Annotated in this window: 24 protein-coding genes; 14 read left to right on the forward strand and 10 right to left on the reverse strand. The window is 51.5% G+C overall.

What is annotated here, in order from left to right:
* Positions 1-29: 29 nt before the first annotated feature.
* Together M2374_RS05015 and M2374_RS05020 are read left to right on the forward strand one after the other, a co-directional pair.
* Entirely contained in the window at positions 30-1,052 is a 1,023-nt protein-coding gene (locus tag M2374_RS05015; protein WP_181688958.1) for an alpha/beta hydrolase, read from the forward strand.
* 107 nt (positions 1,053-1,159) lie between these two features.
* Entirely contained in the window at positions 1,160-1,924 is a 765-nt protein-coding gene (locus M2374_RS05020) for an SDR family NAD(P)-dependent oxidoreductase (protein ID WP_181632103.1), read from the forward strand.
* 118 nt (positions 1,925-2,042) lie between these two features.
* Here the strand turns inward: M2374_RS05020 and M2374_RS05025 are convergent, their stop codons facing one another.
* The 3 genes from M2374_RS05025 to M2374_RS05035 form a co-directional block, all read right to left on the reverse strand.
* Complete coding sequence (locus M2374_RS05025) at positions 2,043-2,615, reverse strand: GNAT family N-acetyltransferase (RefSeq protein WP_249418299.1); 573 nt, start codon at positions 2,613-2,615, stop codon at positions 2,043-2,045.
* A gap of 130 nt (positions 2,616-2,745) precedes the next feature.
* Positions 2,746-3,450: a class I SAM-dependent methyltransferase gene (locus M2374_RS05030; RefSeq protein WP_181688957.1), complete on the reverse strand. Its 705-nt coding sequence runs from the start codon at positions 3,448-3,450 to the stop codon at positions 2,746-2,748.
* 156 nt (positions 3,451-3,606) lie between these two features.
* On the reverse strand, positions 3,607-4,059 hold the full coding sequence (locus M2374_RS05035) for an NUDIX hydrolase (RefSeq protein WP_181506799.1): 453 nt from the start codon (positions 4,057-4,059) through the stop codon (positions 3,607-3,609).
* Between the two features lie 670 nt (positions 4,060-4,729).
* On the opposite strand from M2374_RS05035, the gene M2374_RS05040 reads away from it, so the two are divergent.
* The gene (locus tag M2374_RS05040; protein ID WP_181688956.1) at positions 4,730-6,346 is read left to right on the forward strand and encodes an FAD-NAD(P)-binding protein; all 1,617 of its coding nucleotides are present in this window, start codon (positions 4,730-4,732) and stop codon (positions 6,344-6,346) included.
* Between the two features lie 74 nt (positions 6,347-6,420).
* On the opposite strand, the gene M2374_RS05045 is transcribed toward M2374_RS05040, so the two are convergent.
* A complete protein-coding gene (locus M2374_RS05045) occupies positions 6,421-6,855 on the reverse strand; it encodes a DoxX family protein (protein ID WP_115258070.1) in 435 nt (144 codons plus the stop codon).
* A 151-nt stretch (positions 6,856-7,006) separates the two neighbouring features.
* On the opposite strand from M2374_RS05045, the gene poxB reads away from it, so the two are divergent.
* The 4 genes from poxB (at position 7,007) to M2374_RS05065 (ending at position 12,316) form a co-directional block, all read left to right on the forward strand.
* A complete protein-coding gene (gene poxB, locus M2374_RS05050; RefSeq protein WP_117343253.1) occupies positions 7,007-8,725 on the forward strand; it encodes a ubiquinone-dependent pyruvate dehydrogenase in 1,719 nt (572 codons plus the stop codon).
* Between the two features lie 36 nt (positions 8,726-8,761).
* On the forward strand, positions 8,762-9,763 hold the full coding sequence (gene ltaE, locus M2374_RS05055; RefSeq protein ID WP_181688955.1) for a low-specificity L-threonine aldolase: 1,002 nt from the start codon (positions 8,762-8,764) through the stop codon (positions 9,761-9,763).
* Positions 9,764-9,773: 10 nt separating this feature from the next.
* Positions 9,774-11,204 (forward strand): SDR family oxidoreductase, encoded by a 1,431-nt coding sequence (locus M2374_RS05060; RefSeq protein ID WP_117343251.1) that lies wholly within the window; start codon positions 9,774-9,776, stop codon positions 11,202-11,204.
* Between the two features lie 98 nt (positions 11,205-11,302).
* Positions 11,303-12,316: an NAD(P)-dependent oxidoreductase gene (locus tag M2374_RS05065; protein WP_096756546.1), complete on the forward strand. Its 1,014-nt coding sequence runs from the start codon at positions 11,303-11,305 to the stop codon at positions 12,314-12,316.
* Here the strand turns inward: M2374_RS05065 and M2374_RS05070 are convergent.
* The 6 genes from M2374_RS05070 to cspG all read right to left on the reverse strand — a co-directional run bounded on the left by M2374_RS05070 (position 12,313) and on the right by cspG (position 16,046).
* Positions 12,313-13,143 (reverse strand): N-acetylmuramoyl-L-alanine amidase, encoded by an 831-nt coding sequence (locus tag M2374_RS05070; RefSeq protein ID WP_096756545.1) that lies wholly within the window; start codon positions 13,141-13,143, stop codon positions 12,313-12,315. The genes M2374_RS05065 and M2374_RS05070 overlap by 4 nt on opposite strands.
* Positions 13,140-13,463 (reverse strand): heavy metal-binding domain-containing protein, encoded by a 324-nt coding sequence (locus M2374_RS05075; protein WP_096756544.1) that lies wholly within the window; start codon positions 13,461-13,463, stop codon positions 13,140-13,142. Before M2374_RS05075 ends, M2374_RS05070 begins: the two co-directional genes overlap by 4 nt.
* A 119-nt stretch (positions 13,464-13,582) precedes the next feature.
* Positions 13,583-14,881 carry an AppA family phytase/histidine-type acid phosphatase gene (locus M2374_RS05080; RefSeq protein WP_181688954.1) on the reverse strand — a complete coding sequence of 433 codons (1,299 nt, stop codon included), beginning with the start codon at positions 14,879-14,881 and terminating at the stop codon, positions 13,583-13,585.
* Positions 14,882-15,166: 285 nt separating this feature from the next.
* Positions 15,167-15,340, reverse strand: coding sequence for a GnsA/GnsB family addiction module toxin (locus M2374_RS05085; RefSeq protein ID WP_096756542.1), 174 nt, complete (start codon positions 15,338-15,340; stop codon positions 15,167-15,169).
* A 294-nt stretch (positions 15,341-15,634) separates the two neighbouring features.
* Positions 15,635-15,823, reverse strand: coding sequence for a cold-shock protein (locus M2374_RS05090; protein WP_115259921.1), 189 nt, complete (start codon positions 15,821-15,823; stop codon positions 15,635-15,637).
* Between the two features lie 10 nt (positions 15,824-15,833).
* Entirely contained in the window at positions 15,834-16,046 is a 213-nt protein-coding gene (cspG, locus tag M2374_RS05095; protein ID WP_046479624.1) for a cold shock protein CspG, read from the reverse strand.
* A gap of 92 nt (positions 16,047-16,138) precedes the next feature.
* Between cspG and M2374_RS05100 the strand changes: the two genes are divergently transcribed.
* The 7 genes from M2374_RS05100 (at position 16,139) to artJ (ending at position 21,078) form a co-directional block, all read left to right on the forward strand.
* A complete protein-coding gene (locus M2374_RS05100; RefSeq protein ID WP_181506795.1) occupies positions 16,139-16,279 on the forward strand; it encodes a hypothetical protein in 141 nt (46 codons plus the stop codon).
* 278 nt (positions 16,280-16,557) lie between these two features.
* Entirely contained in the window at positions 16,558-17,073 is a 516-nt protein-coding gene (locus tag M2374_RS05105) for a lipoprotein (protein ID WP_115258065.1), read from the forward strand.
* A gap of 226 nt (positions 17,074-17,299) precedes the next feature.
* On the forward strand, positions 17,300-18,028 hold the full coding sequence (gene artP / locus M2374_RS05110; protein ID WP_096756540.1) for an arginine ABC transporter ATP-binding protein ArtP: 729 nt from the start codon (positions 17,300-17,302) through the stop codon (positions 18,026-18,028).
* Between the two features lie 16 nt (positions 18,029-18,044).
* Positions 18,045-18,776 (forward strand): arginine ABC transporter substrate-binding protein ArtI, encoded by a 732-nt coding sequence (artI, locus tag M2374_RS05115; RefSeq protein WP_096756539.1) that lies wholly within the window; start codon positions 18,045-18,047, stop codon positions 18,774-18,776.
* Between the two features lie 6 nt (positions 18,777-18,782).
* A complete protein-coding gene (artQ, locus tag M2374_RS05120; RefSeq protein ID WP_096756538.1) occupies positions 18,783-19,499 on the forward strand; it encodes an arginine ABC transporter permease ArtQ in 717 nt (238 codons plus the stop codon).
* On the forward strand, positions 19,499-20,167 hold the full coding sequence (artM, locus tag M2374_RS05125; RefSeq protein ID WP_096756537.1) for an arginine ABC transporter permease ArtM: 669 nt from the start codon (positions 19,499-19,501) through the stop codon (positions 20,165-20,167). The genes artQ and artM overlap by 1 nt, the downstream gene beginning before the upstream one ends.
* A gap of 179 nt (positions 20,168-20,346) precedes the next feature.
* Positions 20,347-21,078 (forward strand): arginine ABC transporter substrate-binding protein ArtJ, encoded by a 732-nt coding sequence (gene artJ, locus M2374_RS05130; RefSeq protein ID WP_096756536.1) that lies wholly within the window; start codon positions 20,347-20,349, stop codon positions 21,076-21,078.
* Positions 21,079-21,085: the final 7 nt, after the last annotated feature.

Genomic DNA, 21,085 nt, shown 5'->3' on the forward strand with positions numbered 1-21,085 from the left:
CTGGCAGAGATAAATACCCGGAGAGAATTATGTCATTATTTAAGATTTCATTATTATGTTCAGCATTATTGATAGCGGGTACGGCTATTTCGGCTCAAAACCAGCCGGTTACTGTCGCCGATGGTATCAATACCATCGGTTCGCAGAAAGTCTCGTTTCAGAATGGCGCGATCAAAATGGCGGCAAATTTATATCTGCCTGAGGATTATGACCACGCCAAAAAATATCCTGCCATTGTGGTTTCTCATCCCTGGGGCGGCGTGAAAGAACAAACTTCAGGCCTGTACGCGCAACAGCTGGCAAAACGCGGCTTCATTACGCTGGCGTTCGACGCTTCTCACTATGGCGAAAGCGGCGGAATGCCGCGAGATCTGGAAAATCCGGCAGACCGCGTGCAGGATATCCGCAGCGCCGTAGGCTATCTCAGCAGCCTGCCGCTGGTTGATGCCGCGCGTATCGGTACTCTAGGCATCTGTGCCGGAGGGGGCTATACCCTTAATGAAGCCCAGAGCGATCTGCGCGTGAAAGCCGTGGCCGGCGTGGTCACTTATGATATCGGTGAGGCAACGCGCACCGGTATTGAAGGGCTTTCCGTCAGCGAAGCCGATCGACAGAAATTAATGAAAATTGTGGATGAACAGCTGAATAAAGAGGCGGCTGGCGCGCCTGTGCTCGTCCAGCAACTCCTGCCGTCACGAGATACGCTGAATGACAGTACGCCGAATTTCGTGCATGAAGCCACCGACTATTATCTGACGCCACGCGGCGCCCATCCGAATGCCCATAACCGATACGTGATCACCAGCCCAGGATTACACATGGCGTACTATCCCCTAGCGCATATGGATCAGATTGCGCCCCGCCCGGTGTTGTTGATTACCGGAGAAAAAGCGGAAACCCGTAAATTCAGCCAGCAGGCTTATGATAATGCTCAACAGCCGAAGGAATTAATGGTTATTCCTGGCGCATCGCATTTTGATTTATATGATAAGCCTCAGTTTGTTAATCCGGCAATTGATAAACTCGCCGTATTCTTTACTAAGAGTCTGTAATTAACCCAACGTTATTTTAAACAACCCCGTAACTATTTTCGTGACGCTTTTACTGCGCCGCGCGGGAACGTTAATTTCAAAATTAAGCTATCAGCGGAGAAATAAAGATGAACTATTCCCTAGAAAATAAAGTGGCCTTAGTGACCGGCGCAGCGTCAGGTATTGGTCTTGCTACCGCCCACGTCTATGCCGAAGCTGGCGCGTCTGTCGTGCTGGCTGACCTGAATGCCGAAGCGGTACAGGCGGCAGCAAAGGAGCTCATTGCTAAAGGGTATCAGGCAAAGGCCATCGTCTGTAATGCGGCAAACCTCGACGAAGTGGAAGCGATGGTTCAGGAGACGGTTTCCACCTTTGGCCGTCTGGATATCGCCTTTAATAATGCCGGTGTTCAGAATATCCTGGCGGAGATTGCCGATGCCACGGTTGAAGACTTTGACCGGGTGAACGGCGTAAACCTGCGCGGCGTATGGGGATGCATGAAGTATGAACTTCAGCAGATGCGCAAACAGGGCAGCGGCGTGATTGTTAACTGCTCATCCATCGGCGGTATTGTCGGGGGCGCAGAGCGTGCCAGCTACCATGCTGCAAAGCACGGGGTTATAGGTCTGACCAAGAGCGTAGCACTGGAATATGCCGCTCGTAATATCCGCGTCAATGCCATCTGCCCGGGGCTTATCTGGACGCCGATGGCGGAGAAAATGGCGGCCTCCGGCCAGAAAGAAGCGCTGGACGCGATGGTTAAAAGCGTGCCCATGCAGCGTCATGGCCAGGCAGACGAGATTGCCGATGTGGTGCTGTGGTTATCCAGTGATGCCTCTTCCTATGTCACCGGCCAGTCAATTTCTGTTGATGGCGGCTTAACCATGCGTTAATTCCGGGCTTCACGATGGTATGCTTATAGCCAGCCGTTTTTTGCTTCTCAGTCTGGCTATCTCTGTCCCCTGCGAATTCGTTGCAACAGTCGAATTGCAAATGAAAATGGGGATTTCATCAAAATGACCCAATGGCAGGGAGCAGGCAGATACGAACTGTGAGGTCTGCTCTTCGCTCACAGCGGACCTTCAGCTCAGTCAGCAATGTCCGCTGCGTGCCAGGAGCGGATATTAAAGAAGAGGATCTTTGCTTAAACGCAGCGGGGTTTCTCCAATCTAATATCAGATTCACTAATATTTCTTTTTTAACCCAGCCCAGTCGCATGTAAAATTTTGCCGCACGACTGTTTTTGTCGGTTTCAAGCCAGACTGCCTTATGGTGTTTGAATAATTCCTGCTCTGCGAGGTCAACAAGGCTGCGACCTACACCTCTGCCTTCATATTCAGGGAGAACAAAGACCGCAAAAAGACATCCTTCATCTGGCAAAATCATCGAGAAACCAATCACTTTTCCGTCATCTACGGCAACCCATGCGCAATGACTTTTCTCAATCATATCGGTGACAACGCTCTCGGTAATTCCCATCTGCTCCATTTCTTCTCGACTGAGATGATTTTCTTTAACCGAAGTTCTGACTTCAAAAATACCCTCTATATCAGTGGATAGAGCTAATCTTGTCCTTATATTCATTTGTCTTATTCCATGCTTGAGACAGTTTAGTTTTGATGATCAGGCAGTGATATTCTCTGAAGATATAGAATCCTGAGTAAAATTGCCGCTGATGTCCGCCTCTTGCTCAAAGCGGATCCAAAGTCAGCTTTTAACCACTCGATACTTGTTGCAAATCACCGAGTGATGAGTTCACCGAACATACCAGTGTGGCATGATCCCACCACACATTGTTATTCACTCTTATTGCAAGCACGTTAAATTGTGCTTTCTGTATCTCATCAATTAAAGCCGGGAGTGGTTTCAGAGTACGCCAGGGTTGACCATCTTTCACTAAATGGTGCCTGACCGGATCATAAGAACTAATGTCGGCCGAATAACCGGGGGTTCCGCACATGGAACTGATCACAAAACGACCTCCGGGTTTGAGCAATCTCTTCACCTCTGCGAAAAAGAGAACCCGGTCATTATCTATCAGGCAATGCAAACAACTGCCGTCAATAATCAACTCAAACGTTGAGTCCTTACATTGATGTATACAGCAAACATTTCCGACAAAAAATTGTGCGGAGATACCAGCTTGCTGAAAACGCTTTTCTGCCCATCTGATAGCAGTCTCAGAAAAATCCACACCCCACACAGAATACCCTCGTTCAGCAAGGGACTGTGATGCCATAGCTCCGTTACCACACCCCATTTCAAGTACCGACGCACCTGACCGGGGTAAATAGTGATGTAAATTGAGCCAATGAAAGATTTTTTCCTGCTGTTTTTTTGCCCTAATATAACCTTCGCCAGCCCAAGCGACAGCTCCGTTTGCTATCAGTTGCCTGTATTGATTTTCATAGGGATTCATATTGAAGACGCCTTTTTTGCAACAATCCGCTTCACGTTTTACGCCATTTGTCGATGAAGTGAAGTTTATGGGCCTGGGTGCCAGTAATATCAGTAGACTTCACGACTCTTCAAGGGCCGCTTCATTCCAGAAGCGAAATCCAAGCCGTTCAGAGGGTTAAGTGCTGGGAAAGCCTTCAAGTATGTTAATTATCAAATCGAGTGGGAAGATGATTTCATTGGTCTGTCTGAGCTCTTCTAAGTTCCACCAGTAGTGATCGCGAATGACTTCTTTTTCGTTGTTACTCCAACCTGATCGGTCAATATCTGATTTATCTGCACTAATAATAAAGAAACGTTCTTCAGCAAGAACGTTTTCACCACTTGGCAGCATCATAGGGAAGGTTCTGGAGGCTATTTGTGGTCCTGTAGTTCTTCTTGTCAGGCCCGTTTCTTCAAATAATTCACGTAACGCCGCCTGCTCAAAAGACTCGTTGTGCTCAAGTCCTCCCCCTGGCGTTGCCCAGTATGTTTTCCCTTCCAGAGCATCATCTTTATGGCAGAACCTGAAGAGCAGAACATGATTTTCAGGTGAAAGGACTATCAATCGAGAGGCAGGGCGAGTACGCATATCTTCCCTCTTAAATAAAATTTAAACTCTTATTTCGGATGTTCATCTAAACATAAATTGCAGTCTGCAAGTACACATTGAGAATACTTTTTCTTGCCACGTCAACTGCGTTTATCGTCTTCTCTTTGCTCAAAGCAGACTGCCACCAATAACTCAATTTTTTGAAAAAATGGTACTCTTCGCAAAAGTATTCTTGAGTTCGACATTTTCCAACATCAACACCGCCCCCTAAAAAATCCAGCCTATCGCTGGGTTCAGATTGCTGACAAAAGTATCTTCGGGTAGCCCGGCCGAACGAAGTGACGCCGGGAACATCCCCGGAGTCGGTACTGATGCACCTCGTCCGGGCTACTCGGGGATGCCCCCTGATACCGCCCCTTCCTTTATCCCACTGCTTTCACCGCCAACTTCGGTATCAAACCCGGGCTCCGGCCACCCCTTGCCGCTCAAATTCAGCGCAGGCGTGCTGGTACGCGGTTAGGTACATAACCTATGGCGTAAAGGCTTTTATTTTTAACAGGTTACTGAGAAATTGGTGAATCTGTGTGGGGATCGTAGTCGCAAAAAGGTGAGCATAAACATTTCACCCCTCAATTTTTCAACCACAATTAACATTCACAAACTAATCAATATCCCCGACCATCGTCGAGCTTTTCAAAAAAGGATCCCCATGAAAAAAGTGGCCATCGTCGGCGTCGGCCCCACTGGAATCTATACCTTCCATGCCCTGGTTGAACGCGGCGAACCGCTGACCGTGCAACTCTACGAGCAAGCGGAAGAAGCGGGTGTGGGCATGCCTTACAACAACGACAATAACGCAGACCATATGCTGGCGAATATTGCCAGTATTGAAATCCCGCCGATTTACATCACCTATCTGACGTGGCTACAAAACCAAAGCGATGACTACCTGACACAATTTGGTATAGAACGCACGTCATTGCATGAACGGCAATTTTTACCCCGCGTGATCCTTGGCGACTATTTTCGCGATCGCTTTTTAGCCATTGTCGATAAAGCCCGTGAGTCCGGTTTTGAGGTTTGTGTTCATGAGTCCAGCGAAGTCACCGATCTGCGCGCAAACCCGCAGGGTGTTACGTTGTGGGTAAACCACGCACCACAACCTGTCGAGGTGGATTTTGCAGTTATCGCCACCGGCCATCTGTGGCCTGAGGGAGACGACACACCACGTGAGTTTTTCCCCAGCCCGTGGACCGGCCTGATGGACGCACAAATTAACGCCTGCAGAGTGGGCATTCTGGGTACGTCGTTAAGCGCTATCGATGCGGCAGTCGCCGTGGTCAGTCAACATGGCGCCTTCACCACCGATGCTGATAACACCCTCCATTTTACGCGCAAACCCGGTAGTCAAAGCCTGAAGTTGACTCTGATGTCACGCAGCGGTGTGCTGCCGGAGGCCGATTTTTACTGCCCTCTCCCTTATGAACCGCTGAACATCGCCACCGGTCAGGCGATTGAACACGTCATTGAACAGGGTCAACGCGGATTACTGGATCGCCTCTTCTCGCTTATCGTCAAACAACTGCAAGACGCGGCACCGCAGTGGAGCCAGCAGATAGCGCTTGAGACGCTGACGGCAGATACGTTTTCTGACATCTATTTTGCTGACCGAATTCAGCACAATGCTTTTGATTGGGCGAAACGCAACCTGCAGGAAGTCGAACGCAACAAGCGGGAGCAACGCACCGTCACGTGGCGCTATACCCTGCTGCGGCTGCATGAGGTCATCGAACAGGTCGTGCCTCATCTTGACGATGGCGACAGAGAACGCTTCAAGCACGGTCTGGCACGCGTGTTTATCGATAACTATGCGGCGATCCCTTCGGAATCCATTCGCCGCCTGCTGGCGCTGCATGAGGCCGGGTTAATTGAAATCCTCGCGCTGGGCTCAGATTATCAACGCCAAAATGAGCAAGGTATGACGGTTATTTACCACAACAATCAGCGTAGCGAATTTGATGTGTTTATTGATGCCCGAGGGCAAAAAGCGTTGAAGAGCAAAGATATCCCGTTCCCCAGGTTGCGCCATCAACTCCTCGCCTGTGGTGATGAGATCCCGGATATCAGCGAAAATTATACGCTACGTGCGCCAAAGGATGCCTGTGGTCGCATCGCCTTTGGCGGGCTGCCATGGCTAATGCACGACCGCCCTTTTATTCAGGGTCTGGTCGTCAGCGCTGAAATCGGCGCAGCGATGGCAAACGCCCTGACACAAGGCACGGTGGGACGTCGGCGAAAACGCTGGGACCGTAACGAGGAAGACTAACGACCTGATAGAATCAGGAGGCGAGCAGCAATGTAACTACGTTGTCGCCTCCGCATTTGTCGTCCGATGGCAAACTAGCGCCAGGCCGACTGACCGCCCAATGCGTATTTTCCGGCACCCAAAAATGCCACCGCCAGTGCGCCAATAAAGAAATACACCAGACTTTCAATAGCCCATGCGCCGGTTTTATCCAGCGACCAGGTTTCGCCCATTCCGACCATCAGCCACGCGACAACCATAGTGAATGCCAACCCTAACGCAGCCGGACGCGTCAGAATGCCAAGAATAATCAGGCACGGTGCCAGCACCTCGCCAAGCAAAACGCCGTAGGCAATGAAACCCGGAAAACCTTTCGCTATTAGCATGCCGCTAATGCCATCAATTCCGGCAAACAGTTTATGCAGACCGTGAAACAGCATCAGTCCCCCCACCGCCAGGCGTAACAAAAACTTGCCAAAGTCCTCATGCGTCAGCATGCGATTTACTGCATTTAATAAGTTCCTAACCATTTGAATTCATTCCTTGTTTGCCATGTCCACAGTCAAGCTACGCGTTATCTTCGTCAAATGTAAGCTGCCGAAAATAAGGGGTAATGAGAAGCATAACTATTATCTTCATCTAAACTTGTAACCGGTATCACATTAAAGGAGATGGAAAACCATGAAACAAACGGTTGCCGCTTTTATTGCTAAAACGCTTGAACAGGCTGGTGTGAAACGTATTTGGGGCGTAACGGGTGATTCACTGAATGGTCTTAGTGACAGTCTCAATCGCATGGGAACGATCGACTGGATGCCAACCCGGCATGAAGAAGTTGCCGCCTTCGCCGCAGGCGCGGAAGCGCAACTGACCGGTGAACTGGCGGTGTGTGCCGGTTCATGTGGACCGGGAAACTTGCACCTGATTAACGGCCTGTTTGATTGCCACCGCAACCATGTCCCAGTGCTGGCGATTGCCGCACATATCCCCTCCAGTGAAATTGGCAGCGGCTATTTTCAGGAGACCCACCCGCAAGAGTTGTTCCGCGAATGTAGCCACTATTGCGAGCTGGTTTCCAGCCCTGAGCAGATCCCACAGGTGCTGGCGATTGCCATGCGCAAAGCAGTGTTAAACCGCGGTGTGTCAGTCGTCGTGCTCCCGGGCGATGTTGCGCTGAAAGCCGCGCCGGAAAGTGCCAGCACGCACTGGTATCATGCGCCGTTACCGGTGGTCACCCCGGCGGAAGAAGAGATGAGAAAACTGGCGCAACTGCTGCGCTATTCCAGCAACATTGCGCTGATGTGTGGCAGTGGTTGCGCGGGTGCGCACAAAGAGCTGGTGGAGTTTGCCGCAAAAATCAAAGCGCCGATTGTCCACGCCCTGCGCGGCAAAGAGCACGTCGAATATGACAACCCCTACGATGTGGGTATGACCGGACTGATCGGTTTTTCATCCGGTTTTCATACCATGATGAATGCCGACACGCTGCTTTTACTGGGCACCCAGTTCCCCTACCGTCCCTTCTACCCCACCGACGCCAAAATTATTCAGATTGATATCAATCCGGCAAGCATTGGTGCGCACAGTAAGGTGGATATGGCGCTGGTGGGGGATATCAAAGCCACGCTGCGCGCCCTGCTGCCGCTCGTAGAAGAAAAAACCGACCGCAAATTCCTCGATAAAGCCCTGAGTGATTATCGCGATGCGCGCAAAGGACTGGATGATTTAGCCAAACCCAGTGAAAAAGCCATTCACCCGCAGTATCTGGCGCAGCAAATCAGCCACTTCGCCGCTGATGACGCCATCTTTACCTGCGATGTCGGCACCCCCACGGTGTGGGCCGCGCGCTATCTGAAAATGAACGGCAAGCGCCGCCTGCTCGGGTCGTTTAATCACGGGTCGATGGCGAACGCCATGCCGCAGGCGCTGGGTGCGCAGGCAACGGAACCCGGACGCCAGGTGGTCGCCATGTGCGGCGACGGCGGCTTCAGCATGCTGATGGGCGATTTTCTTTCGGTGGTGCAGATGAAGCTGCCGGTGAAAATCATCGTGTTCAATAACAGCGTGCTGGGCTTTGTCGCAATGGAGATGAAGGCCGGTGGGTATCTGACCGACGGAACGGAACTGCACGACACCAACTTTGCCCGCATTGCCGAAGCCTGCGGGATCACCGGTATCCGCGTGGAAAAATCGTCGGACGTCGACGAGGCGCTGCAAAGAGCGCTGTCGATTGATGGCCCGGTGCTGGTCGACGTGGTGGTCGCGAAAGAAGAGCTCGCCATACCGCCGCAAATCAAACTCGAACAAGCGAAGGGTTTCAGCCTGTATATGCTGCGCGCTATCATCAGCGGACGCGGTGATGAAGTGATCGAACTGGCGAAAACCAACTGGCTAAGGTAAAACAGTGGGCATTACCTCACTTAAAAAGGAATGCCCGTGATCGACCTACGTAGTGATACTGTCACCCGCCCGAGTCGCGCCATGCTGGAAGAGATGATGGCGGCCCCGGTCGGGGACGACGTCTACGGCGACGACCCTACCGTCAATGCCCTTCAGCAGTATGCCGCTGAACTTTCTGGTAAAGAAGCGGCTATTTTCTTACCGACCGGCACCCAGGCAAATCTGGTGGCGCTGCTCAGCCACTGTCAGCGCGGCGAGGAGTACATCGCAGGCCAGGGCGCGCATAACTATTTATACGAAGCCGGTGGTGCCGCGGTGCTCGGCAGCATTCAGCCACAGCCTATCGACGCCGCGCCGGATGGCACGCTGCCGCTGGACAAAGTCGCCGCTAAAATCAAAGCCGATGATATTCATTTTGCCCGTACCCGCCTGCTCAGTCTGGAAAACACCCATAACGGCAAAGTGCTGCCGCGTGAGTATTTGAAGGAGGCCTGGGAATTCACCCGCGAACGAAATCTGGCGCTGCACGTTGACGGCGCGCGTATTTTTAACGCCATCGTCGCCTACGGTTGTGAGCTTAAGGACGTCACCCAATATTGTGACTCGTTCACCATTTGCCTCTCCAAAGGGCTGGGGACGCCGGTCGGGTCACTGCTGGTCGGCAGCCATGATTACATCAAACGTGCGATTCGCTGGCGCAAGATGACCGGCGGCGGTATGCGCCAGGCCGGTATTCTGGCGGCTGCCGGGCTGTATGCGCTCAAAAGTAACGTGGCACGTTTGCAAATTGATCACGACAACGCTGCCTGGATGGCAGAACAATTGCGTGACGCGGGTGCCGACGTTATGCGTCACGACACCAATATGCTGTTTGTCCGCGTGGGTGAAGAACACGCTGCTGCGCTGGGCGAGTACATGAAATCTAAAGACGTGCTGATTAACGCCTCGCCGATTGTGCGTCTGGTGATGCATCTGGACGTTTCGCGTGAACAACTTGCTGAAGTCGCCGCTCACTGGCGTGCTTTTTTAAACCGCTAAGGAGACCGGCGTGCCGCAACGGATTTTGGTACTTGGCGCCAGTGGTTACATTGGTCAACATCTGGTAAAAGCGCTCAGCCAGCAAGGGCATCAGGTACTGGCGGCGGCACGTCGCATCGAGCGACTGGACAAACAGCAACTGCCCGGCGTCAGTTGTCATAAGGTTGATTTAAACGAACCAGATACCCTGACGCCGCTGCTAGCCGACGTTGATACGGTCTATTACCTGGTGCACGGGATGGGTGAAGGCGGTGATTTTATCGCCCACGAGCGTCAGGTGGCGCAGAATGTCCGCGACGCCCTGCGCCATACGCCAGTCAACCAGCTGATTTTCCTGAGTTCCTTACAGGCCCCCAAGCATGAACAGTCCGATCACCTGCGCGCACGGCAGATAACGGCTGACACGTTGCGCGAATCTGGCGTCCCGGTTACGGAGTTACGGGCGGGTATTATCGTCGGCGCGGGCTCTGCGGCCTTTGAGGTGATGCGTGATATGGTCTACAACCTGCCGGTACTCACCCCGCCGCGCTGGGTACGATCGCGTACCACACCGATTGCACTGGAGAATCTGCTGTACTATTTAGTTGCGCTGCTGGCGCACCCGGCAAACGGCCACCGCGTACTCGAGGCGGCGGGGCCGCAGGTATTAAGCTATCAAGAGCAGTTCGAACATTTTATGGCGGTCAGCGGCAAGCATCGCCTGCTTATCCCCATCCCTTTCCCGACCCGCTGGATTTCAGTGTGGTTTTTAAATGTGATCACCTCGGTTCCACCGACGACCGCCCAGGCGCTGATACAGGGCCTGAAACACGATCTGCTGGCCGATGACACCGAACTGAGGGCATTGATCCCCCAAAAGCTCATCGCCTTTGACGATGCGGTACGCAGCACGCTGAAGGAAGAAGAGAAACTGGTCGACTCCAGCGAGTGGGGATACGACGCGCAGGCCTTTGCCCGCTGGCGACCGGAATACGGCTATTTCGCCAAACAGGCCGGGTTCAGCGTCGAGACATCCGCCAGCCTGAAGGCGCTGTGGCAAGTGGTGAATCGCCTCGGCGGCAAAGAGGGTTATTTCTTTGGCAATATTCTGTGGAAGACGCGCGCAGCCATGGATCTGCTGGTGGGGCATAAACTGGCAAAAGGTCGGCCGGAGCGTCCGCTTTTACAGGTCGGCGATACCGTGGATAGCTGGAAGGTTATTATCGTCGAACCGGAGAAGCAGCTAACACTGTTATTTGGTATGAAGGCGCCAGGACTCGGTCGTCTGAGTTTTACCCTGGAAGATAAAGGCGATCGCCGTCGCATTGACGTCCGCGCCTGGTGGCACCCGCACGGTATGCCCGGTCTGTTCTACTGGCTGCTGATGATCCCGGCTCACCTGTTTATTTTCAGGGGGATGGCAAAGCGTATCGCCAAACTTGCAGAACAAATCACAGACTAAAGACAAAAAGAGGCTGTATTCTTTCATGTTTCCCATTGCATACAGGCGTAATTCACGGAAGAATGCGCACGAAGTTCTATTAAACACAGCGGATTGATATGAAGGTACTGGTTACCGGAGCCACCAGCGGCTTAGGCCGAAACGCGGTTGAGTTTTTACGCAAGAAAGGCATCAGCGTCAGAGCTACCGGTCGCAACGAAGCGATGGGTAAGTTGCTGGAGAAAATGGGCGCAGAATTTGTGCATGCGGATTTGACCGAGCTGGTCTCTTCGCAAGCAAAAGTGATGCTCGCAGGCATCGACACGCTATGGCACTGTTCCAGTTTTACCTCGCCGTGGGGAACACAGGAAGCCTTTGACCTGGCTAACGTCCGCGCCACCCGCCGTCTGGGCGAGTGGTCGGTTGCCTGGGGCGTGCGTAACTTTATTCATATCTCCTCCCCGTCGCTCTATTTTGATTATCACCACCATCGCGATATCAAAGAGGACTTTCGACCTCACCGCTTCGCCAACGAATTCGCCCGCAGTAAAGCAGCCGGCGAAGACGTGATTGCGCTGTTAGCCCAGGCCAATCCGCAAACTCGCTTTACGGTACTGCGTCCGCAGAGCCTGTTTGGCCCGCATGATAAAGTTTTTATCCCCCGCCTGGCGCACATGATGCATCACTATGGCAGCGTCCTGCTCCCACACGGCGGCAGCGCACTGGTGGATATGACCTACTATGAAAATGCGATTCACGCGATGTGGCTGGCAAGTCAGGAAGCCTGTGACAATCTGCCATCAGGTCGTGTGTATAACATTACCAACGGTGAGCATCGCACGCTGCGCAGCATCGTGCAGAAGCTGATTGACGAACTGAATATTGATTGCCGCATCCGCTCCGTGCCTTATCCAATGCTGGACATGATTGCCCGCAGCATGGAGCGTCTGGGGAATAAATCGGCAAAAGAACCCAAGCTCACACACTACGGTGTCTCAAAGCTCAATTTTGACTTTACGCTGGACACCACCCGCGCCCAGGAAGAGCTGGGTTATCAGCCTGTCGTGACGCTGGATGAAGGGATTGAGCGTACCGCGGCCTGGCTGCGCGACCACGGTAAGCTGCCGCGTTAACCTTGCCCGTATTTCTCCAGTAGCGCTTCGGCAATGGCCTGCGTTTCGGCATCCGCCACGCCGTTCCACAACGCCGGGCGGAAGTGCATCTGGAACGCCATAATCACCCGCTGCTGTTCACGCGGCGTCAAGTCCGGTTTCACCTCGTAGCCGTAGCGCGACAGCAAATCAAGTAACGATGCGGTGTCCACCGGCGTATGGGGTGCGCGTCCGCCAAGATAAAACGCGACGCGCTGAGCATCCGGCCAGGCGCCAATACCCTGCGCCGCCAGTTCACGCCACGGAAACAGCGGGCCGGGATCGTCTTTACGCTGCGGAGCGATATCCGCATGCGCCACCACGTTCTGCGCCTTGATGTCGTAGCGGGCAATAATGTCCTTTGCCAGCGGGATCAACGCCTGGATCTGCGTCGCTTCAAATGGCGCAAAATATTTCACGCCCGCTGATTTTTGCCAGCCACGGTTTTCCAGTTCAATCCCAATCGACGTGTCGTTAATCCGCGTAGCGCCTCGCCAGAAGCTGATCCCTGCATGCCAGGCCAGATCCTTTTCCGGGACCAGCTGCCAGATCCGCGGCTTGCCGCCGTGCAGCGGTGGTACTGCCGGGATCAGATAGTGCGAGCTGACGTTTTTATCCGTCAGCGTGGCCAGCGATGAGTCAAAATCATCAGCCGTGTAGTGAATTACCAGCACTTTAATGCGTGGATATGCCGCCTGCGCCTGGCGTCGGGTATCCAGTTGATACCCGTCTTTGTCAACAATACCTGACTCGCGCGCACAGCCCGTCAGTAACACGGCAAATGCCAGCAGCCATAACAGACGCTTCATCGGCGAGTTTTCACCGCAGTACCGCTGACGCTCACCATCAGCATGCTGCCATCTTTACCCACGGTTTCGTAATCAATATCAATACCAACGACCGCATCTGCTCCCAACGCTTTCGCCTGTTCGCCGAGTTCCTGAAAGGCAATTTCACGCGCTTTGCGCAGCTCTTTTTCGTATGAGCCAGAGCGACCGCCGACAATATCCCGGATCCCGGCAAAAAAATCGCGAAAGATATTCGCGCCTAAAATCGCTTCACCGGTTACCACACCGCAGTATTCCACGATGCTTTGCCCTTCCAGCGTAGGGGTGGTCGAAAACTGCATGGTATATCTCCTTATTACGCTAACAACGCTGCCTTAAAGCATTATCGAACCGATACCCTATCATTGAAAGGTTCCGATTGTTTAATTTTCAACATGACCGAAATGATGCAATAAAAATATTATTTCTCAGCACATTCGGACACGCGAACGGAATCAATCAGTGCAGAAAAACTTTTTAATGAGCACATTCCCTGCGTATTTTTCTCATCGCAGGCCGCTAAGGGCAGCACAATTTTTCCGGGAGGTGATTGCAACGACAAAGGTTGCATATCACGCATTTCCTGCAATGTCTGATACATAAAAGAAACTTGCACCCAATCAGAATGATCGCTGACCCGTTTCCACCTTTCGAAAACAAACTCTCCACCCGGCGGCGTATTATCTGGCTGACCGGGCAGAGACACGTTAAGGCCTAATGCCCCGCTGATATTGGCAAGATTGGTGTCATGCCCCGCAATAAACAACAAAGAGACGGGCAACTGAATTGCGTATTTATTTTCTGTTGCCCCCTGTGTTACGAGCGCTGTACGTATCAAATCAAGTAACGGTGTGGCCCTGCTACGGGCAACCTCCGGGGTTTTCTGCAGAAGGTCAAACTGCGCATTGTGCAGACTTAATAATGTACGCCATTCTTTATCGCCATGAATACGCCCCCAGGCCACCTGCGACATCCCTTGTGCTTGTTGCAGCAGGAAGATTTCCGTCAGGGTTGAAGCCAGTCCCCATGAGCCTGACAACGATACATTTTCAGGAGAGACCTTGAGTTCAGCAGGTAAGACATCGGTTAGCGTACACTGTGCAGACTGCCCAGCTGCTTGACACTTTTCTGACTGGGAGAAATTTAACACCCGTTCCAGGGCTTGAAATGCGGGTTGGTAGTGGCGCGTGTACTCATCAAGACTTCCGCCAGCCCGGGTCAGGATGGCCTCTTTCACCTGCGATGTGTTCAGCGAACACTGCCCCGCCTTGATGGGATTAAAAAGGGGATCAGATTTTGACTTATCTTGTTGATAATGAACCTGTACTTTACATTCCGGGGCCAGTCCTGCCAAGAATGCTTCACCCGTTTTACGGGTACGTTGATCGCTATCGGCAATGACCGCGACCTGCCCTGCCGTTGGACACGTTTTATTATCCAGCAGACCTTTGTCCGCCAGGCGTAAACGTTGATACCGTCCTAATTCAGTAATGAGTGCCCCGCCGCGAGGAGTCAACCACCCCAGAGGAACGTCCCATTGCGGCCAGCGGTCGGGTGTGACTTGTTGCATAAGCGGCGTGAACTTTGTCGGTGCTCTGACGCCATGACGACTGACGATGACAACACGCTCAAGCTGCATTCCGCTCTGTTCATCGGCGCGTAATGAAACAGGGGCCAATATAATCGTTAAGAACAATAAACGAATGATCAGTGTACTCATTACCAGCACCACCTCGTCGTTAATGAATAATCAGAAGCCCGCACACGACAGGACGAACGTCTTATCTTGTCGACAGCCAAATCATCCTACGCCTGTGATAATAAATATCCACCAGGATGAAATACTGGGTTATCGCGTACGGCTGAAATTCACACACTTTTGCCACCGCCTCGTTCACACACGGAAGAGATCACACTTATAATTTCATTTTGAAATTATAAAAATAAAAAGCACCGCCTCAGCTGGACGGCGATGCTTTAACGCATACTGGATGGTATTTGAAAATTAGATCAACTTAATTTTAATGTCATAACTTTCAAGCCCGGTCATTTTCTCACGAGCGATAAACTGAATATCGGAAACTTCTTTCCCGGTCTTTTTCTTCAGCTCAACAATTTTCTTTGTGATGAACTCAGATATATCCGCTTCAGTTTTATTTTTTAATTTCTCGACGTCCATTATGCACCTCTTCTGGTCTGTAACGGCATCAACGCGCCAGTAGATAGTATTATCTGTATAACCATGGATATCTATAAACTATACGATAAAAAGATTCAATAACCCAGGCGCAACTGGTCATTACACACCCAGAAATTGTTTGCATATTAAACGATAAGAGAGGGGCTGAAGGCAGGTTCGCAGTAAACGATGTTCTGGCATCACGACAACAACGTCAAGATGACGTTCTCACGATAAACAGGTAGGGTCATCTGTTAAGTCATTAAAAAAGGCCCCTTGAAGGGGCCTAAAAAATTATTTTCTGAAATCCAGCGGAGTCTGGCCGGACTGAATGTACATTGCAACATTATCAAATGTAATCATTTTAGATTTGCAAAAAATACATTTCGCGCCAAACGGATTTCCCTCAGTCACATCGAAGCTCGATGTTCTGTACTGCGAACCATGGCAACATGGGCAGCGAAAGTGAATATGATTAGTAATAATAGTTACCTTAGAGCGCCACAACATTAACAGCGGATGGGCCTTTAGGTCCCTGCTCCACGCTAAACTCGACTTCCTGATTTTCATTCAGCGTTTTAAAGTCGTTACTTTGGATAGCAGAAAAATGCACAAACACATCTTTGCTACCATCTTTCGGAGTGATGAATCCAAAACCTTTCTCAGGATTAAACCACTTAACTAAACCCGTCATTTTATTAGACATATATTTTATTCCTTAATTTGAGCCCTTCGGCATATTTGGTTTTATTACAGAATCGACTTAGTGCTTAGCGGAGTGACTCAAAGAAGGGATAAATGGATAAACCTGAAAATGAGAACTGCGGAAGTAAACTACTTTGTAAATCGTCTGTTCTTCAAACCGACGCAACCATTAACGCATGGGCACAGGAATTAATCAACCCTTATTTTAGCCATCCGGATACCCTGGTAGCCTAAGGCCTCACTCCGTTGTCTCTCATTTTATCGCCTCGTAAATAAGCATGCAGATACGTGGATGGTCTATACACTATAGGGAGCATCCTTGGCGACAACATCATGCCGCAGTTTGATATACTGAACCGAGGTAAGCAGTCAATAGCCACAGATGTACCAGTCGGTGAAATTTGCGAAGTTATGCAAGTAAAAACAAAGTGTTAATCGATTACACAGTCATTGAAAGGATAGAATTTTTCATCGTAGAATACTATTAGTAGAAAGCTAATAAGGAAATCATTATGCGCTACTCGAAACTCTCTCTGTTGGTCCCCTGTGCACTTCTTCTCAGCGCCTGTACCACCGTAACTCCGGCTTATAAAGACAACGGCCCGCGTAGCGGCGCTTGCGTGGAAGGTGGGCCAGACAGCGTGGCACAACAGTTCTATGATTACCGCATTCAGCATCGCAGCAACGACATCACCGCCCTGCGTCCGTACTTAAGTGACAACCTGGCGAAATTGCTGACCGATGCCAGCCGCGATAACTCGCACCGCGAGCTGCTGACCAGCGACCCCTTCTCCAGCCGTACCACCTTACCGGACAGCGCCAGTGTCGCCAGCGCCTCGACCATTCCGAATAGTGATGCACGTAACATTCCGCTGCGCGTAGAGCTTAAGCAGGGTAATCAAACCTGGCGTGATGAAGTACTGATGATCCGTGAAGGCCAGTGCTGGGTCGTGGATGATGTTCGCTATCTGGGTGGCAGTGTACATGCGCCAGCCGGGACGCTGCGCCAGTCTGTCGAAAACCGTTAATCCCGCCATTCATTCGTTCAAATCATAAACCCCATAAATTGTCTGGCATTCTGCATAGAATGCCGACAATTATTCTTGCCCACTGGTGACCCCGCTATTTTGTGCTATGTTTAGAGAAGAATGCGGTTTGCATTTAACTTTTAACGCATAAATATTGCATAACTATTCTGTCAAAGGTAGTATCTGCGGCTTCAATAGCTATCAGACTGCCAGTATACGAGTGTCAATGAGTATTCAATTAAACGGCATTAACTGCTTCTACGGCGCACATCAGGCGCTGTTCGATATCACGCTGGATTGCCCTCAGGGCGAAACACTGGTGTTACTTGGCCCAAGTGGAGCCGGGAAAAGCTCGCTACTGCGCGTACTCAACCTGCTTGAGATGCCGCGTTCGGGCACGCTCTCTATTGCCGGTAACCGTTTCGACTTCACGAAAACACCTTCTGATAAAGCCATTCGCGAACTGCGTCAGAACGTGGGCATGGTCTTTCAGCAATACAATCTTTGGCCGCATCTTACTGTGCAGCAGAACCTGATCGAAGCGCCCTGCCGCGTGCTGGGTCTGAGCAAGGACCAGGCGCTGGCGCGTGCCGAGAAGCTGCTGGAACGTCTGCGACTGAAGCCCTATAGCGATCGTTACCCACTGCATCTTTCCGGCGGCCAGCAACAGCGTGTGGCCATTGCCCGCGCGTTAATGATGGAGCCACAGGTGCTGCTGTTTGATGAACCGACCGCAGCGCTTGACCCGGAAATTACCGCACAAATCGTCAGCATCATTCGTGAGCTGGCAGAAACCAATATTACTCAGGTGATCGTCACCCACGAAGTGGAAGTCGCCCGTAAAACGGCCAGTCGTGTGGTGTATATGGAAAACGGTCATATCGTCGAGTTTGGGAATGCGAGCTGCTTTGCCAACCCGCAAACCGAAGCGTTTAAAAACTATCTCTCTCACTAAGATTCGGGACAATACAATGAAAAAAGTTCTGATTGCCGCGCTAATCGCAGGTTTTAGCCTTTCCGCTACCGCAGCCCAAACCATTCGCTTCGCTACCGAAGCGTCTTATCCTCCGTTTGAATCCATTGATGCTAATAACAACATCGTGGGTTTTGACGTTGACCTGGCAAATGCGCTGTGTAAAGAGATCGACGCCACCTGTACGTTCACTAACCAGGCTTTCGACAGCCTGATCCCAAGCCTGAAATTCCGCCGTTTTGACGCGGTAATGGCCGGAATGGACATCACGCCGGAGCGTGAAAAGCAGGTGTTGTTCACTACGCCTTATTACGACAACTCAGCGTTGTTTGTTGGTCAACAGGGTAAATACACCAGCATTGACCAGCTGAAAGGCAAGAAAGTGGGCGTACAAAACGGCACCACGCACCAGAAATTCATCATGGATAAACATCCGGAAGTCACCACCGTCCCGTATGACAGCTACCAGAATGCCAAACTCGACCTGCAGAACGGGCGTATTGATGGCGTCTTTGGTGATACCGCTGTCGTGACCGAATGGCTGAAGGACAATCCGAAACTGGCCGCCGTTGGCGATAAAGTTACCGATAAAGATTACTTCGGTACCGGTCTGGGCATCGCAATGCGCCAGGGCAATACCGAGCTGCAGCAGAAATTCAATGCTGCGCTGGAAAAAGTGAAGAAAGATGGGACGTACGAAACCATCTATAACAAATGGTTCCAGAAGTAATATTAGATGAATGAATTTTTTCCTTTAGCAAGCGCCGCCGGGATGACCGTCGGCCTTGCCGTTTGTGCGCTGATCATTGGCCTGGCTCTCGCAATGTTGTTTGCCGTCTGGGAGTCTGCTAAATGGCGTCCAGTGGCATGGACGGGTTCAGCCCTGGTGACGCTCCTGCGCGGACTGCCGGAAATTCTGGTGGTTCTGTTTATCTATTTCGGTTCCTCCCAGTTGCTGCTGACGCTGGCCGATGGGTTTACGATAAATCTTGGCATCGTGCAGATCCCGGTGCAAATGGAGATCGAAAACTTCGACGTCAGTCCGTTCCTGTGCGGCGTCATTGCGCTGTCATTGCTGTATGCGGCCTATGCGTCGCAAACGCTGCGTGGCGCACTGAAAGCCGTCCCGCTCGGGCAATGGGAGTCTGGTCAGGCGCTGGGGCTGTCCAAAACCGCGATCTTCTTTCGTCTGGTGATGCCGCAAATGTGGCGTCATGCCCTGCCGGGACTGGGTAACCAGTGGCTGGTTTTGCTGAAAGATACCGCGCTGGTAAGCCTGATCAGCGTCAACGATCTGATGCTGCAAACCAAAAGCATTGCCACGCGTACTCAGGAGCCGTTTACCTGGTACATCGTGGCGGCGGCCATTTATCTGGTGATAACGCTGTTGAGTCAGTACATTCTCAAACGCATTGACCTGCGCGCGACACGTTTTGAGCGGAGACCGGGCTGATGCTTGAGTATTTACCAGAACTGATGAAAGGGCTGCATACCAGCCTGACGTTGACGGTTGCCTCCATCGTGGTTGCGCTGGTCATGGCGCTGATTTTCACCGTCATCCTGACGCTGAAAACTCCGGTGCTGGTGTGGCTGGTACGCGCCTACATTACGCTGTTTACCGGTACGCCGTTGTTGGTGCAAATCTTCCTGATCTACTACGGTCCGGGGCAGTTTCCCGCGCTGCAGGAGTATCCGGTCCTCTGGCATCTGCTGTCAGAACCCTGGCTGTGCGCCTTGATTGCGCTGTCGTTAAACAGTGCCGCGTATACTACGCAGCTGTTCTACGGCGCTATTCGCGCAATCCCGGAAGGTCAGTGGCAATCCTGTGGTGCATTGGGGATGAGCAAGAAAGATACGCTGGCCATCTTGCTGCCGTACGCCTTTAAACGCGCCCTCTCCTCGTACTCCAACGAAGTGGTGCTGGTGTTCAAAAGTACCTCCCTGGCCTACACCATCACGCTGATGGAAGTCATGGGTTACAGCCAGCTGTTGTATGGTCGCACCTATGACGTCATGGTCTTCGGCGCGGCGGGCGTGATTTATCTGATTGTTAACGGCCTGCTGACGTTGATGATGCGCTTAATCGAGCGTAAAGCACTGGCGTTTGAACACCGCAATTAAGTCAATAACTGCATAAAGCTGAATAGTAAAGGCGGACATGTCTCTGGACTGTCCGCTTTTTTTTATTCCACATAAAATATTTAATCATTTTTATTGCATACAAATTCATTAAATGGCATTGTAAATCAACGCCGCAGACACGGTGAATCATCATAAGATTGACAGACGGGAGTTCCACCATGAAAAAGTTAGTCCTGGCCGCATTACTTGCTACCTTCGCCACCGGCGCCTCTGCTGCTGATAAAATCAATTTCGGTGTCTCAGCAACCTACCCGCCATTCGAATCGCTGGACGCCAGCAATAAAATTGTTGGTTTTGACATCGACCTGGCTTCAGCATTGTGCAAACAAATGCAGGCTGACTGTACTTTTACTAATCATGCGTTCGACAGCCTGATCCCCGCGCTGAAATTCAAAAAATACGATGCGGTGATTTCCGGTATGGACATCACGCCAGAACGTAGTAAGCAGGTCTCCTTTACTCAGCCCTACTATGCCAACTCAGCGCTGGTCATTGCGAAAAAAGACACCTATAAAACCTTTGCTGATTTGAAAGGCAAACGTATCGGCATGGAAAACGGCACCACGCACCAGAAATACCTGCAGGATAAACATCCTGAAGTGAAAACCGTGGCGTACGACAGCTACCAGAATGCGATCATTGACCTGAAAAACGGGCGTATTGATGGCGTATTTGGCGACACTGCCGTAGTTAACGAGTGGCTGAAAACCAATCCGCAGTTAGGCGTAGCAACGGACAAAGTAACTGACCCGCAATACTTCGGCACCGGCCTTGGCATTGCCGTTCGCCCGGATAACACCGCGCTGCTGGAAAAACTGAACACCGCGCTGGCCGCCATTAAAGCTGACGGTACCTATCAAAAAATCAGCGATCAGTGGTTCCCGCAGTAATCCCTGC

Source organism: Citrobacter sp. JUb117 (assembly GCF_024809055.1).
Classification (GTDB): domain Bacteria; phylum Pseudomonadota; class Gammaproteobacteria; order Enterobacterales; family Enterobacteriaceae; genus Citrobacter; species Citrobacter gillenii.

What these genes read in the sequence shown, in the direction of transcription:
- artM (WP_096756537.1), top strand. Translation starts at nt 19,499, where the DNA reads ATGCTTGAGTATTTACCAGAACTGATGAAAGGGCTGCATACCAGCCTG.
- poxB (WP_117343253.1), top strand. Translation starts at nt 7,007, where the DNA reads ATGAAACAAACGGTTGCCGCTTTTATTGCTAAAACGCTTGAACAGGCT.
- M2374_RS05080 (WP_181688954.1), bottom strand. Translation starts at nt 14,881, where the DNA reads ATGAGTACACTGATCATTCGTTTATTGTTCTTAACGATTATATTGGCC.
- artQ (WP_096756538.1), top strand. Translation starts at nt 18,783, where the DNA reads ATGAATGAATTTTTTCCTTTAGCAAGCGCCGCCGGGATGACCGTCGGC.
- M2374_RS05040 (WP_181688956.1), top strand. Translation starts at nt 4,730, where the DNA reads ATGAAAAAAGTGGCCATCGTCGGCGTCGGCCCCACTGGAATCTATACC.
- M2374_RS05075 (WP_096756544.1), bottom strand. Translation starts at nt 13,463, where the DNA reads ATGCAGTTTTCGACCACCCCTACGCTGGAAGGGCAAAGCATCGTGGAA.
- M2374_RS05065 (WP_096756546.1), top strand. Translation starts at nt 11,303, where the DNA reads ATGAAGGTACTGGTTACCGGAGCCACCAGCGGCTTAGGCCGAAACGCG.
- M2374_RS05020 (WP_181632103.1), top strand. Translation starts at nt 1,160, where the DNA reads ATGAACTATTCCCTAGAAAATAAAGTGGCCTTAGTGACCGGCGCAGCG.
- M2374_RS05025 (WP_249418299.1), bottom strand. Translation starts at nt 2,615, where the DNA reads ATGAATATAAGGACAAGATTAGCTCTATCCACTGATATAGAGGGTATT.
- M2374_RS05045 (WP_115258070.1), bottom strand. Translation starts at nt 6,855, where the DNA reads ATGGTTAGGAACTTATTAAATGCAGTAAATCGCATGCTGACGCATGAG.
- artP (WP_096756540.1), top strand. Translation starts at nt 17,300, where the DNA reads ATGAGTATTCAATTAAACGGCATTAACTGCTTCTACGGCGCACATCAG.
- M2374_RS05015 (WP_181688958.1), top strand. Translation starts at nt 30, where the DNA reads ATGTCATTATTTAAGATTTCATTATTATGTTCAGCATTATTGATAGCG.
- M2374_RS05105 (WP_115258065.1), top strand. Translation starts at nt 16,558, where the DNA reads ATGCGCTACTCGAAACTCTCTCTGTTGGTCCCCTGTGCACTTCTTCTC.
- M2374_RS05070 (WP_096756545.1), bottom strand. Translation starts at nt 13,143, where the DNA reads ATGAAGCGTCTGTTATGGCTGCTGGCATTTGCCGTGTTACTGACGGGC.
- M2374_RS05030 (WP_181688957.1), bottom strand. Translation starts at nt 3,450, where the DNA reads ATGAATCCCTATGAAAATCAATACAGGCAACTGATAGCAAACGGAGCT.
- M2374_RS05035 (WP_181506799.1), bottom strand. Translation starts at nt 4,059, where the DNA reads ATGCGTACTCGCCCTGCCTCTCGATTGATAGTCCTTTCACCTGAAAAT.
- cspG (WP_046479624.1), bottom strand. Translation starts at nt 16,046, where the DNA reads ATGTCTAATAAAATGACGGGTTTAGTTAAGTGGTTTAATCCTGAGAAA.
- artI (WP_096756539.1), top strand. Translation starts at nt 18,045, where the DNA reads ATGAAAAAAGTTCTGATTGCCGCGCTAATCGCAGGTTTTAGCCTTTCC.
- M2374_RS05100 (WP_181506795.1), top strand. Translation starts at nt 16,139, where the DNA reads ATGGATAAACCTGAAAATGAGAACTGCGGAAGTAAACTACTTTGTAAA.
- M2374_RS05085 (WP_096756542.1), bottom strand. Translation starts at nt 15,340, where the DNA reads ATGGACGTCGAGAAATTAAAAAATAAAACTGAAGCGGATATATCTGAG.
- artJ (WP_096756536.1), top strand. Translation starts at nt 20,347, where the DNA reads ATGAAAAAGTTAGTCCTGGCCGCATTACTTGCTACCTTCGCCACCGGC.